General features: G+C 69.5%; 13 protein-coding genes and 1 pseudogene. 5 read left to right on the top strand and 9 right to left on the bottom strand.

Annotation, left to right across the window (positions count from 1 at the left end):
- Window positions 1–133: 133 nt before the first annotated feature.
- Both FH610_RS10560 and FH610_RS43255 read right to left on the bottom strand, forming a co-directional pair.
- Window positions 134–536, bottom strand: a pseudogene (locus tag FH610_RS10560) (transposase); the annotation flags it as partial.
- On the bottom strand, window positions 518–727 hold the full coding sequence (locus FH610_RS43255) for a hypothetical protein (RefSeq protein WP_167538695.1): 210 nt from the start codon (window positions 725–727) through the stop codon (window positions 518–520). The pseudogene FH610_RS10560 and the gene FH610_RS43255, both read right to left, overlap by 19 nt.
- Before the next feature lie 233 nt (window positions 728–960).
- Between FH610_RS43255 and FH610_RS43250 the strand changes: the two genes are divergently transcribed.
- Together FH610_RS43250 and FH610_RS10545 are read left to right on the top strand one after the other, a co-directional pair.
- Entirely contained in the window at window positions 961–1,140 is a 180-nt protein-coding gene (locus FH610_RS43250; RefSeq protein ID WP_167538702.1) for a hypothetical protein, read from the top strand.
- Window positions 1,137–1,571, top strand: a complete 435-nt coding sequence (locus FH610_RS10545) for a type II toxin-antitoxin system VapC family toxin (protein ID WP_139574101.1) — start codon at window positions 1,137–1,139, stop codon at window positions 1,569–1,571. The genes FH610_RS43250 and FH610_RS10545 overlap by 4 nt, the downstream gene beginning before the upstream one ends.
- Here the strand turns inward: FH610_RS10545 and msrA are convergent, their stop codons facing one another.
- Window positions 1,572–2,234, bottom strand: a complete 663-nt coding sequence (gene msrA, locus FH610_RS10540) for a peptide-methionine (S)-S-oxide reductase MsrA (RefSeq protein ID WP_139574156.1) — start codon at window positions 2,232–2,234, stop codon at window positions 1,572–1,574. It abuts the gene before it with no gap.
- Between the two features lie 134 nt (window positions 2,235–2,368).
- On the opposite strand from msrA, the gene rarD reads away from it, so the two are divergent.
- Complete coding sequence (rarD, locus tag FH610_RS10535) at window positions 2,369–3,274, top strand: EamA family transporter RarD (RefSeq protein ID WP_139574100.1); 906 nt, start codon at window positions 2,369–2,371, stop codon at window positions 3,272–3,274.
- Window positions 3,275–3,348: 74 nt separating this feature from the next.
- Entirely contained in the window at window positions 3,349–4,176 is an 828-nt protein-coding gene (locus tag FH610_RS10530) for a TIGR03621 family F420-dependent LLM class oxidoreductase (RefSeq protein WP_139574099.1), read from the top strand.
- Window positions 4,177–4,178: 2 nt separating this feature from the next.
- Here FH610_RS10530 and FH610_RS10525 read toward each other — a convergent pair whose 3' ends face one another.
- The gene (locus FH610_RS10525; RefSeq protein WP_139574098.1) at window positions 4,179–4,652 is read right to left on the bottom strand and encodes an RrF2 family transcriptional regulator; all 474 of its coding nucleotides are present in this window, start codon (window positions 4,650–4,652) and stop codon (window positions 4,179–4,181) included.
- 78 nt (window positions 4,653–4,730) lie between these two features.
- Here FH610_RS10525 and FH610_RS10520 point away from each other — a divergent pair, with 78 nt between their 5' ends.
- Entirely contained in the window at window positions 4,731–5,474 is a 744-nt protein-coding gene (locus FH610_RS10520; protein ID WP_139574097.1) for an SDR family oxidoreductase, read from the top strand.
- A 7-nt stretch (window positions 5,475–5,481) separates the two neighbouring features.
- Here the strand turns inward: FH610_RS10520 and FH610_RS10515 are convergent, their stop codons facing one another.
- Genes FH610_RS10515 through nuoL form a run of 5 tightly spaced genes read right to left on the bottom strand, consistent with a single transcriptional unit; the run spans window position 5,482 to window position 12,416 of the window.
- Window positions 5,482–6,483 (bottom strand): hypothetical protein, encoded by a 1,002-nt coding sequence (locus FH610_RS10515; protein ID WP_139574096.1) that lies wholly within the window; start codon window positions 6,481–6,483, stop codon window positions 5,482–5,484.
- A 26-nt stretch (window positions 6,484–6,509) separates the two neighbouring features.
- Window positions 6,510–7,505 (bottom strand): polyprenyl synthetase family protein, encoded by a 996-nt coding sequence (locus FH610_RS10510; protein ID WP_139574095.1) that lies wholly within the window; start codon window positions 7,503–7,505, stop codon window positions 6,510–6,512.
- A gap of 11 nt (window positions 7,506–7,516) precedes the next feature.
- Window positions 7,517–9,070 (bottom strand): NADH-quinone oxidoreductase subunit NuoN, encoded by a 1,554-nt coding sequence (gene nuoN, locus FH610_RS10505; protein ID WP_139574094.1) that lies wholly within the window; start codon window positions 9,068–9,070, stop codon window positions 7,517–7,519.
- Window positions 9,070–10,575, bottom strand: a complete 1,506-nt coding sequence (locus tag FH610_RS10500) for an NADH-quinone oxidoreductase subunit M (RefSeq protein WP_139574093.1) — start codon at window positions 10,573–10,575, stop codon at window positions 9,070–9,072. The genes nuoN and FH610_RS10500 overlap by 1 nt, the downstream gene beginning before the upstream one ends.
- Complete coding sequence (nuoL, locus tag FH610_RS10495; protein WP_139574155.1) at window positions 10,575–12,416, bottom strand: NADH-quinone oxidoreductase subunit L; 1,842 nt, start codon at window positions 12,414–12,416, stop codon at window positions 10,575–10,577. Before nuoL ends, FH610_RS10500 begins: the two co-directional genes overlap by 1 nt.
- Window positions 12,417–12,438 lie beyond the last annotated feature (22 nt).

Raw genomic sequence — 12,438 nt, 5'->3', positions numbered from 1 at the left:
GTACGGCTTGATGAACTCCCACTCTTCGTCCGTCAACTGGGCCCGCGTCACACACGAGGACCTACCGGATCAGACCCGGCCACAACGGCAAATCCCAAGGATTGATCACAACCCGATACGCGCCCTAGATCAGATTGATGCAGCGCTCGGCCGTGTTGCGTTCCTTGTACAGCTGTGAATCGTGGCTGACCGGGCGGCCGCCGCCTGACCCGCGTTTCTTGCGGTTGGCCGCCTGGTCGGCCCTTTCCGGAATCACCGCGCGGATACGGCGTCGGCGCAGGTAGGAGCGGTTGGCGCGAGAGGAGTAGGCCTTGTCGGCGGCCACCGCATCAGGGCGGGTACGCGGGCGGCCGACGCGACCGCGGACCTTGATACCGGCCAGGACCGTCCGAAACTGCGGGCTGTCGGTGGCCTGACCGGGCGTCACGACGAAGGACAACGGACGGCAGCGCCGGTCAGCGGACAGATGAACCTTGCTGGTCAGTCCGCCCCGCGAAGGGCCCCAGCCCGGCCGCCTTCAGCCGTGCACGACGCCGCAGCCACAGACGTCGGCGTACGGCTTGAGCCCCGTCCCCGTCTTCATCAGGTCCGCCTCCGTCGTCGCCACCTGCGTTGCTCGCTGGTGAAGCCCCTTTTCCTCCTCGACGACCTCGGCGTCGCCCGCGTGACCATCCGCAAGGTGACCGCCAAGCTCCGCGAGGACCTCCGAGCAGGCCTGAACCGCCACCCGGAGGTCTCAGCAATCCCGGCTACTCCTCCGAAGCGGTCGTCAGCCCAGTCGGGCACCAGGCCGAAGGGTCACCTGCGTTGACACCGGTGCCGCCGAGGCCGCAGTAGCCGTGGGGGACCTTGAACAAGTATTGCTGGTGGTAGCGATTCACCTCAGGCAATAAGTTCTCCCTCACCGCCCTCTGTGACTTCTCACTGGCTGCAGGCAGGTCGGCGCCTACACTTGGCAGCATGGACTTGGACAACGAAGGCTGGGCCGACATCGAGGAGCCCCTCGACGCGCCCGCGCTTCCACGGCATCTCGCCGCGCTCGTCGGCGCGCTACAAGGGCCGGCAGACCTCGGCGTCCACCATGACCGGTACCTCACCTATCCTCACCACGAGGAGTCCGACGGAGCGATCACCGCGTGATCCTCTGCGATACGGGACCCCTCGTCGCGGCATTCAACAGGGCCGACAAGGACCACGCTCGCTGCGTCCGGTTTCTCGCACAGAACTGGACCAAACTCGTCGTATCGTCGCTCGCGGTGACAGAGATCTGTCACCTGCTCTCCGATCCGGTGCGTCGCGGCAGCCCCACTCTTGCAGCCGAGTTCTGCGCCGCCATCGCGGACGACGAGCTTCGCGTGATCGAGGTGACGCCTCACGACTACCGGCGGATGTCCGAACTGCTCTCGGCCTACGCCTCGCTCCGCCTCCAAGCCGTCGACGCCTGCGTTATAGCCCTGGCCGAACGCTTCGACCTTCGCGAAGTCGCCACGCTGGATCAGCGGGACTATCTCGTCGTTGCCCCTCGTCACCTTCCCAAGGGGCAACGACTCACGATCCTGCCGGGCGACTGATCAAGCGTCACCTGCGGTGAGGCCGACAGGGCAGGAGACCCCGGTTCCGCCGAGGCCGCAGTAGCCGTTCGGCACCTTGAAAAGGTATTGCTGGTGATAATCCTCGGCGAAGTAGAACTCGCCGGCGGGGGCGATCTCAGTGGTGATCTCGCCGTACCCGGCCTTGGTGAGCACCTCCTGGTACGCGTCCCGGGACGTCACGGCCGCCTTGGCCTGCTCGGGGCCACGGGTGTAGATGGCCGACCGATACTGCGTGCCGACGTCGTTGCCCTGGCGCATGCCCTGTGTGGGGTCGTGGGCCTCCCAGAACACCTTGAGGAGCTCCTCGTACGACACCTCCGCCGGGTCGAAGACCACCCGGACGACCTCGGTGTGCCCGGTCAGGCCGGTGCAGACCTCCTCGTACGTCGGGTTCGGCGTGTAGCCGCCCGCGTAGCCCGCGGCGGTCGAGACGACCCCGGGGGTCTGCCAGAACTTGCGCTCGGCGCCCCAGAAGCAGCCCAGCCCGAACTCGGCGATCTCCGTACCCTCGGGGTACGGCGGAGCCAGCGGCCCGCCGAGCACCTGGTGGCGGGTGGCCACCGGCATGACCTCGGCACGGCCCGGCAGGGCATCCGCGGGGTCCACCATCGTCGTCTTGTCTGTGCCGAACAGCCAGCCCATCACGAACCTTCCTTCCGCTCTGCCATCACCAACCAGACACCCGGCGGCCTTGTTCCTGACATAAGCGCCTCTAAACCTCAGGCGTAGAGACCCTTATTTGTGCTGAATCTAGGTAAGCAGCGAAGATGGGCGTCATGCCTGATACGCGCCGCGGTGTCCTATATGGCGTCGCCGCCTACACCATGTGGGGTCTGTTCCCTCTCTACTGGCCTCTGCTCAAGCCGTCCGGCGCCGTGGAGATCCTCGCCCACCGGATGGTCTGGTCGCTGGTCGTGGTGGTCACGGTCCTCGCCGTACGCCGCCACTGGTCGTGGATCCGCACGATGACGCGCCGCCAGCTGATCCTCCTCGCCCTCGCGGCCGTCACGGTCTCGGTCAACTGGGGCGTCTACATCTACGCCGTCAACACCGGCCACGTGGTGGAAAGCGCGCTCGGCTACTTCATCAATCCCCTGGTCAGCGTGCTGTTCGGAGTGCTGATCTTCCGGGAGCGGCTGCGCCGATGGCAGTGGATCGCCGTCGGGCTGGGCGCGCTCGCGGTCCTCATCCTGACGCTCGACTACGGGCGCCTCCCCTGGATCGCCCTTGTGCTCGCCGTCAGCTTCGGCACGTACGGCCTGATCAAGAAGGCGGCGGGGGTGGGCAGCGCGGAGAGCCTGACCGTCGAGACGCTCGTGCTGCTGGTGCCGGCGCTGGGCTACCTGCTCGTCCTGCAGGCGAACGGCACCGGGACCTTCGGCAACCACGGTCTCGGCCACGCTCTGTTGCTGGTGGCGGCCGGCCTCATCACCGCGGTGCCGCTGATGCTCTTCACGGCCGCCGCGCTGCGGGTTCCGCTCACGGTCATCGGCCTGCTCCAGTACATCGCGCCGGTGCTGCAGTTCCTGTGCGGTGTGCTGATCGCCCACGAGACGATGCCCGCCAGCCGGTGGGCCGGGTTCGTGGTCGTCTGGCTCGCGCTGAGCGTCTTCACCTGGGACAGCGCCCGCTCCGCCCGTACGTCCCGGCAGGAGCGCGCGGCCGCGCTCGAGACCGTCTGATACGCCCCCCGGAGTAGGGCGCCGGTCTCCGGCGGGAGGACGACAGGACCGAGCGGAGCGACGAGGATCGCGGCATGAGCAAGGAATTCCGTTTCGGGACCGTCTCCGGCCTGGCCCCCGACGCCGCCGCGTGGGCGGCGACGGCCCGCCGTGCCGAGGACCTCGGCTACTCGACCCTGCTCGTCCCCGACACGCTGGGGACGCTGCCGCCGCTGCTCGCGATGACCGCGGCGGCCACCGTCACGACGACGCTGCGCGTGGGCACGTTCGTGCTGGCCGCGCCCTATCGCAATCCCCCGCAGCTCGCGCACGAGCTCGCCGGGCTCGACTTCCTGTCCGGCGGACGGCTGGAGGTCGGCGTGGGGGCCGGACGTGTCGGCGCCGAGGAGGACGCCCGGGCGCTCGGCATGCCGTACGGCACAGCGGGCGAGCGCGTCGCGCTGGTCCGTTCGGTGATCGGCGAGGTGCGGGCGGCCTTCGCCGGGAGCAGGACCGCCGTGCAGCGCCAGGGGCCGCCCATCATGGTGGCGGGGGCCGGTCCCCGCATGCTGTCGCTGGCCGCGGAGGAGGCGGACATCGTCGCGCTCGCCGTGCCGCCCGACACTCCGGAGGAGGGCCTGCGCGGGCCCGCCGGCACGCTGCGGGAGATGGCCGGGGCGAGGTTCGACGACATCGAGCTGAGCATGAACCTGTTCCAGATCGGCGACGAGCCGCCCCCGTGGATGCCCGAGAGGCTCAGGGCCACGTCGGCGGACGCCGCCACCGTGCTGCGCGGCTCGCCCCGCGAGATGGCCGACACGCTGCTGCGCCGCCGCGACGAGCTGGGCCTGTCCTACATCACCGTCAACGGCTTCTTCGCCGACGCCCTCGCTCCCGTCGTCGAACTCCTCGCAGGCCGCTGACGTCAGCGTGTGGTCGACAGGCGTGACCGGGTGCGGGCAGGCGCCCATGCGGGCAGCTCAGCGAGGATGTCGGCGAGCGTGACCCCTGTGAGGCTGCTCCGCCACGCGCGGTGCGCCTCGGCCATCTTCTCGGCGATGACGCAGATGCGCCGGCAGTCCTCGGGGGGCAGCGCCCCCCGTCCCTGCTGGCGGATCTCGCGGCACTCGTACGGCGAGGAGGCGCCGTCGACCGCCTCGACGATCTGCAGCATCGTGATGTCGGAGGCCGCCCGCGCGAGCCGGAATCCGCCTCGCGGGCCCGTCATCGCGGCCAGCACACCGGCTCTGACGAGCGCCTGCAACTGCTTGGCCAGGTAAGGCGCCGGAACGTCGTAGAACTCCGCGAGCTGTGCCGCAGACGCGGTGGCTCCCGGCTCGAGCTGCGCCAGCGTGGCGGCGCAGTGCAACACCCACTCGGTGCTCGCAGGCAGCTTCATGCCCTCCAGTGTATTGGAGAGATTGCGGATCTATTTTGTCCGAGATAGCATCCGAAGCGTCTAGCGAAGGAGAAAACCATGCGCATCGCAGTCGCCGGCGCCACCGGGAACATCGGGAAGCTCACCGTCGCCGCCCTCGAACGGGACGGGCACGACGTCGTACGCGTCAGCCGGTCCCTCGGCGTGGACCTGATGACGGGCGAGGGGCTCGACAAGGCCCTGGACGGCGTCGAGGCGGTCGTCGACGCGATCAGCTCAACCGCGACCGACCGAGACGAGTCGGTGGCGTACTTCGGCACGACCACCGGGAACCTGCTGGCCGCCGAGGAGCGGGCGGGCGTCCGCCACCACGTGCTGCTCTCGATCATCGGCATTCACCGGGTGGAGGGCAACGCCCACTACGCCGGCAAGCGGGAGCAGGAGCGCCTGGTGTCCGCCGGTTCGGTGCCGTGGACGATCGTCCCGGTCGCGCAGTTCCACGACTTCGCCGAGACAGTGGCGGGTTGGACCGAGCAGGACGGCGTCGCCACGATCGCACCGCTGCTGATCCAGCCGATCGCGCCCGCGGACGTCGCCGACGTGCTCGCCGAGATCGCGACCGGCGAGCCGCAGGGCCGCTACACCGACGTGGCCGGTCCCGAGCCGCAGGACCTCGTCGACATGGCCCGGCGCACCCTTGCGGCACGCGGCCGGACGGTCAAGCTCGTGCCGACCTGGTCGGGGCTCTTCGGCACGGCGATGGCCGGCGACGTGCTGCTGCCCGGGGAAGGCGCCCGCATCGCGCCGACCACCTTCGACGAGTGGCTCGCGGCCCAGCGCTAGAGCCGGGCTAGTTCAGGGCCGCCTCGGCCCTGGCGTACGCGGCCGCGGCGATGCGTGGCAGCAGTACGGCGGGGTCGGTGCGCGGCTCGGGGAACTGGTTCGGAATTCGCACCTCTAGCACGTAATGCGGCGTCTGCACCACCTCGACCCATTGCCGCACCGCCTTCTCCTCCAGGAGCCGGAAGGCCCAGGACCGGGTGCCGAGAGGCGGCACGGGGATCGGCTCCACGCGCATCGGGTAGCCCTCCTCGCCGGGAAATTCCCGGCAGGAGTCCATGGCGGCCGGATCGCCGAGACTGCTCAGCATCGGAGCGGGCCCGGTGACGATCGCCTCGGAGAACTCCGCCGACCGTTTCCACGCCTCGTCAGTCGTCGCGCCGAGCAGCGCCGCGGCGATCTGCACGCCTGGCCGGTTGTAGTCGCGCAGCGCCACACGCCATGGCCCGGAGGCCCACCTCTCGCAAGCGGAAGTTCCCCGAGACGCCCCGGCAGCCTGACGAAGCGAGATGAACTCCGAGGCGTCGTCCACGGCGGCCGGCAGGGCGACGACCGCGCCCGGCGTCATGACCGATTCCACTACCCCCTCGTAGCCGACGAGCAAGGCCTGCCGCAGGCGGGGATCACCGGGGCCGCTGCCGGGGTTGGGCAGCAGAGAAGTCTGCCCCTTCTTCACCACCGTCGCCTCGAAGACCTGCTCCACGGACGGCACCGGGGACGGGCGTCCCGAAGCACGCACGACCGGCTCGGGCGAAGGCGACGCCGACGCCGACGCCGACGCCGACGATGGCAATGTAGGCAAAGCCTCGGCGGCGATGGCGTCGCACAGGGCTTGCGCCGAGCCCTCTCCCTCGCCCTCCCCACACGTGAGGACCTGGTCCTTGTCCACGATGACGGCGTCGGCGGGCGTCGAATCCGCCGGCGTCGGGGTGGCGGATGTGCCCGCGCCTGGCGTGCCGCCGCAGGCCGTCGCCGCCAGGAGGCAGAGGGCCGCCAGCCGGGTGATCTTCACCCGGCCAATGATCCCCTACGGAGCGGTCAGCCGGTGCGCTCGACGACGTAGTCGCACAGGGCGATGAGGGCCGTACGGGCCGGGATGTCGGGCAGGCCGGCGAGGGCCTCCTTGGCCCGGTCGATCCAGCGGATGAGCTCCTCGCGGGCCAGCTCCATGGCCCGGTTGGCCCGCAGCAGCGTGAGTGCCTCCTCGACGTCCTCCTCGGCCACGGGCCCCGACAGCAGGGTGCGCAGCCGGGCGTCGGCGGGGTCGTCGGAGGCCAGCGCGTACAGCACGGGGAGCGTGTGGACGCCCTCGCGCAGGTCGGTGCCGGGGGTCTTGCCCGAGTCGGTCGTCGGCGCGGCCACGTCGATGAGGTCGTCGCCGAGCTGCCAGGCCACACCGATCGCCTCGCAGGCGTCGGTCAGGCGCTCGGCCACGTCGGCGGGAGCGCCGGCGAGCATGGCCCCGAAGCGGCCCGAGGTGGCGATGAGGGAGCCGGTCTTGTCGGCCAGCACGCTGATGTAGTGGGCGATCGCGTCGCGGCCCTCGGCGGGCCCGATCGTCTCGCGGATCTGGCCGCGCACCAGGCGGGAGAACGTACGCGCCTGGATCCGGATGAGCTCGCTGCCGAGGTCGGCGAGGATCTCCGACGCCTGGGCGAACAGGTAGTCGCCGGTGAGGATGGCTACGGTGTTGTCCCACCGGGCGTTGGCGGACGGCGAGCCCCGGCGCACCGGGGCCTCGTCCATCACGTCGTCGTGGTAGAGCGTGGCCAGGTGGGTCAGCTCGATGACGACGGCCCCGGGCACGACGCCCGGGGCGTCCGGGTTGCCGAACTGGGCGGCCAGCAGCACGAGCATCGCCCGGAACCGCTTGCCGCCCGCCTCGATGAGGTGCCTGGACGTCTCGGTGACGAAGGCGTCCTCACTCTCGACCGACGAGCGCAGCAGCTTCTCCACCGCCGCGAGCCCGCCTGCGAGGTCGTCGGCCAGCCGCTCGTCGACGAGAGGAATGTCCACAACGGGCGGCGCGGCCATACGGAGATCTCCTATCGGACGAACAGGGACTGTGCAGCCGTGTGCGCGAGGTCCAGCACGGGCTGGGGGTACACCCCGAGAACTACCGTAGCCAATGCCGCGATACCGACCACAGCCGCGGTCCCCCGCGAGGGCAGCACGACGGACGGACCGTCGGCGGCCGGGTCGCTGAAGAACATCAGCACGATCACACGGACGTAGAAGAACGCGGCGATCGCCGAGGCCACCACACCGATGATGACCAGCGGCGTGGCGCCGTTGGCGACGGCCGCCTGGAAGACCGCGTACTTCCCGAAGAACCCGCTGGTGAGCGGGATGCCGGCGAAGGCCAGCAGGAAGAACGCGAACGTCCCGGCCAGCAGCGGCGAGCGCTTGCCGAGCCCGGCCCAGCGGGACAGGTGCCACGCCTCGCCGCCCGCGTCGCGCACCATCGTGACGATGGCGAACGCGCCGACCGTGGTGAAACCATACGCCACCAGGTAGAACAGCAGACCGGACAGCGCCGAGGTGTTCTGCGCCCGGGTGGTGCCGGTGGCGATGACGCCGATGAGCAGGAAGCCGCCGTGCGCGATGGACGAGTAGGCGAGCATCCGCTTGATGTCGGTCTGCGTGATCGCGAGGATCGCGCCGACCACCATCGTGAGAATCGCCACACCGTAGAGCACCGGGCGCCAGTCCCAGTCGAGACCGCCGAGGCCGACCCAGAACACCCGCAGCAGCGCGCCGAAGGCCGCGACCAGGGTGCCGGAGGCCATCAGCGCGGTGATGGGCGTGGGCGAGCCCTGGTAGACGTCCGGCTTCCACGCCTGGAACGGCGCGGCACCGATCTTGAACAGCAGGCCGACGCCGAGCATGGCCGCGCCGATGTAGAGCAGGGTGTCCTGGCCGCCGACCGACCCCAGCGCCTGGTTGATCTTCGCGAGGTCGACCGACCCGGCGTAGCCGTACAGCAGGGCCGTGCCGTACAGGAAGAAGGCCGAGGAGAACGCGCCGAGCAGGAAGTACTTGACCGCGGCCTCCTGCGACAGCAGGCGGCGGCGCCGGGCCAGGCCGCACAGCAGGTACAGCGGCAGCGACATGACCTCGAGGGCGACGAACGCCACGAGCAGGTCGTTGGCCGCGGGGAACAGCAGCATGCCGCCGACCGCGAACAGCAGCAGCGGGTAGACCTCGGTGTGCGCGGCCCGCTCGACGAGCGACTGCTCCTCCTCGGCCGAGCCGGGCACGGCCGCCGCGGAGCCGACGAAGTGCTCCTCGTCCTTGATGAGCAGCACGCTCACGAAGGCGAGGATGAGGATCGTCCCCCAGATGAACAGGGCCGGGCCGTCCACGGCCACCGCGCCCATCGCGGCGGGCTTGGTGGGCACGCCCTTGACCGCCTGCCAGACGGCCAGCGCGAACGCGCCGGCCAGCGACAGCAGCGTGAGCGGCAGGTGGATCGCCGAGCGCAGGTAGCGCGGGGCGAATGCCTCCACCAGCACGCCGACGATCGCCGCGCCGAAGACGACGAGTATCGGCGCCAGCAGGGCGTACTCGATACTCGGCGCCTGAATGGTGCCGTTCACTACTGGCCCTCCTGAGCAACGGGTACGGCCGGCTTCGGGTCCGTGACGGAGACGCTCGACAGCGTGTCCTTCACGGCGGGATTGATCACGTCGAGCAGCGGCTTGGGATAGAGGCCGAACACCAGCAGCAGCGCGACGAGCGGCGCCACCACCCACTTCTCCCTGGCGTTGAGGTCGGGCAGCGACTTGACCGACTCGGCCGTCGGGCCGTTCATCGTCCGCTGGTACATCCACAGGATGTAGATCGCGGCGAGGATGACGCCGACCGTGGCGATCACGGCCGGGACGACGTAGCGCTGGTAGGTGCCGGTCAGCACCATGAACTCGCTGACGAACGTGCTGAGACCGGGCAGCGAGAGGCTGGACAGGCCGGCCACCAGGAACGTCCCGGCGAGGATCGGGGCCACCTTCTGCACGCCGCCGTAGTCGGCGATGAAGTGCGAACCCCTGCGGTAGATGAGGAAGCCCGCGATCAGGAACAACGCGCCGGTCGAGAAGCCGTGGTTGACCATGTAGAGCGTGGCGCCCGAGCCCGCGCTGGTGGTCATCGCGAACACGCCCATCGCGATGAAGCCGAAGTGCGACACCGAGGTGTACGCGATGAGCCGCTTCATGTCGGTCTGCCCGATGGCCACGATCGCGCCGTACACGATGCCGATCACCGACAGCGTGATGACCAGCGGCGTGAAGAACTTCGCGGCGTCGGGGAAGAGCTCGAGGCAGAAGCGCAGCATGCCGTACGTGCCGACCTTGTCCAGCACACCGACGAGCAGGACGGCCGCGCCGGCCGGGGCCTGGGCGGCGGCGTCGGGCAGCCACGTGTGGAACGGCCACAGCGGCGCCTTGATCGCGAAGGCGATGAAGAAGCCGAGGAACAGCCACTTCTGCGTCGTCACGTCCTGGATGGTCCCGACCAGGTCGGAGAACATGAACGTGCCCTTGCCGGCGATCGAGTAGAGCGCGATCACCGCCACCAGCATCAGGAGCCCGCCGAACAGCGAGTACAGCAGGAACTTGACGGCCGCGTACGACCGCTGCGCCCCGCCGTACGACCCGATCATGAAGTACATCGGGATCAGCATGGCTTCGAAGAAGACGTAGAAGAGGAAGACGTCGGTCGCCGCGAAGACGCCGATCATCATGGCCTCGAGCACCAGCAGCAGCGAGAAGTACGTCCGGACCGAGCGCTTGCCGGCCTCGGCGTCGTGCCAGGAGGCGAGCACCACGATCGGCACGAGGATCACCGACAGCAGGATCAGCACCAGGGCGATGCCGTCCACGGCGACGCCGTAGTGGACGCCGAACGCGGGGATCCAGTCGTACGTCTCGGCGAACTGGAACTTGTCGCCGTTCGGGCTGAACTGGACCGCCATGGCGACGGTCAGCGCCAGCACGATCAGCGACACCACGAGGGTGAACTGCTTGGCGAGCTTGTCGTTGCGGACAAGGGTCACGCCCAGCGCGCCGAGTACGGACACGCCCATCAGGGTTGAAAGCCAGGGCATCACAGGTTCCCTACGACGAGCCAGGCACCGGCCAGGATGGCGGCGCCCAGGAATATCGACAGCGCGTACGAGCGGACGAACCCGGTCTGGACCCTGCGCAGGCGCCCGGACGTGCCGCCGATGCCCGCGGCCAGGCCGTTCACCAGGCCGTCGACGCCGCGGTTGTCGAAGAACACGGCCAGGCGGGTCAGCCACTGGCCGGGGCGCATGAACAGCGCCTCGTTCAGGGCGTCGCCGTACAGGTCACGACGGGCGAAGGCGGTGAGGAACGAGCCGCGCGGGGCGACCGCAGGCACCTCGGCCCTGCCGTACTTGACCCAGGCGAAGGCCGCGCCGACCGCGACGAGCGCGAGCGTGACCAGACCGGTGAGGCTGAACGGGTGGAACGACGGCATCTCCTCAGGCGCGCCGACGGCCGGCGAGAGGAAGGTCATGAACCGGTTGCCCAGCACCAGGAACGCGCCCAGCCCGATCGCGCCGACCGACAGGATGATCAGCGGCCAGGTCATGACGGCGGGCGACTCGTGCGGGTGGGCCGTGGGCTCCCAGCGCTTGGTGCCGAAGAACGTCATGAACACCAGGCGCGACATGTAGAAGCCGGTGATGCCCGCGCCGAGCACGGCCAGCCAGCCGAGGACGGCGTTGTGCTCCATCGCGGTCTCGATGATGCCGTCCTTGGTGAAGTAGCCGGACAGCAGCGGGAACCCGATGATCGCCAGGTAGCCGATGAGGAACGTCACGAACGTGAGCGGCATGACCTTGCGCAATGCGCCGTACTTGCGCATGTCGACCTCGTCGTTCATGGCGTGCATGACCGAGCCCGCGCCGAGGAACATGTCGGCCTTGAAGAAGCCGTGCGTGATCAGGTGGGCGATCGCGAAGGCGTAGCCCGCCGGGCCGATGCCGGCGGCGAGCACCATGTAGCCGATCTGCGACATCGTCGAACCGGCCAGCGCCTTCTTGATGTCGTCCTTGGCGGTACCGATGATCGCACCGGCGAGCAGCGTCGCGACGCCGACGATCGTCACCACGAGCTGCGCGGTCTCGGCGCCCTGGAAGATCGGGCCGGACCGGACGATCAGGTAGACGCCGGCGGTGACCATGGTCGCGGCGTGGATGAGGGCCGAGACCGGGGTCGGGCCCTCCATCGCGTCGAGGAGCCAGGACTGCAGCGGGAGCTGCGCCGACTTACCGCAGGCACCGACCAGCAGCAGCAGGCCGATCGCGGTGAGCGTGCCCGAGGACGCCTTCGAGGCGTTCGCGAGGACGTCGTTGAAGGCCAGCGTGTGGAACGTCGCGAAGATCGTGAAGATGCCGATCAGCAGGCCGAAGTCGCCGACGCGGTTGACGATGAACGCCTTCTTGGCCGCGGTCGCCGCCGAGGGCTTGTGCTGCCAGAACCCGATCAGCAGGTACGACGCGAGGCCGACGCCCTCCCAGCCGACGAACAGGGCCACGTAGTTGTCGGCCAGCACCAGCAGGAGCATCGCCGCGACGAACAGGTTGAGGTAGGCGAAGAACCGCCGCCTGTTCGGGTCGTGCGCCATGTAGCCGATCGAGTAGATGTGGATCAGCGAGCCCACGAACGTGATCAGCAGGCAGAACGAGATCGACAGCGGGTCGACCAGCAGGCCCACCTTCGCGAGGCCCGGGATGAAGTCGTACAGCTCGATCCCGCGGCGACGCTCGCCGGGGGCGAAGCCCAGCAGCTGCGCGAACGACAGCGCCGCCACCACGAAGGACGCGACGGCCATGAGCACGCCCAGCAGGTGGCCGAACTTGTCGGTCCTCCGGCCGCCAAGCAGGAGGACCGCCGCTCCCACCAGGGGCAGAGCGATCATGAGCCAGGCTGCTCCGATCGCT

It is taken from the genome of Microbispora catharanthi, assembly GCF_006334915.2.
In the GTDB taxonomy this organism is placed as follows: domain Bacteria; phylum Actinomycetota; class Actinomycetes; order Streptosporangiales; family Streptosporangiaceae; genus Microbispora; species Microbispora catharanthi.
This window is presented reverse-complemented; position numbering and strand designations above follow the sequence as displayed.

What these genes read in the sequence shown, in the direction of transcription:
- FH610_RS43250 (WP_167538702.1), top strand. Translation starts at nt 961, where the DNA reads ATGGACTTGGACAACGAAGGCTGGGCCGACATCGAGGAGCCCCTCGAC.
- rarD (WP_139574100.1), top strand. Translation starts at nt 2,369, where the DNA reads ATGCCTGATACGCGCCGCGGTGTCCTATATGGCGTCGCCGCCTACACC.
- FH610_RS10530 (WP_139574099.1), top strand. Translation starts at nt 3,349, where the DNA reads ATGAGCAAGGAATTCCGTTTCGGGACCGTCTCCGGCCTGGCCCCCGAC.
- FH610_RS10500 (WP_139574093.1), bottom strand. Translation starts at nt 10,575, where the DNA reads ATGCCCTGGCTTTCAACCCTGATGGGCGTGTCCGTACTCGGCGCGCTG.
- msrA (WP_139574156.1), bottom strand. Translation starts at nt 2,234, where the DNA reads ATGGGCTGGCTGTTCGGCACAGACAAGACGACGATGGTGGACCCCGCG.
- FH610_RS10510 (WP_139574095.1), bottom strand. Translation starts at nt 7,505, where the DNA reads ATGGCCGCGCCGCCCGTTGTGGACATTCCTCTCGTCGACGAGCGGCTG.
- nuoL (WP_139574155.1), bottom strand. Translation starts at nt 12,416, where the DNA reads ATGATCGCTCTGCCCCTGGTGGGAGCGGCGGTCCTCCTGCTTGGCGGC.
- FH610_RS10525 (WP_139574098.1), bottom strand. Translation starts at nt 4,652, where the DNA reads ATGAAGCTGCCTGCGAGCACCGAGTGGGTGTTGCACTGCGCCGCCACG.
- FH610_RS10520 (WP_139574097.1), top strand. Translation starts at nt 4,731, where the DNA reads ATGCGCATCGCAGTCGCCGGCGCCACCGGGAACATCGGGAAGCTCACC.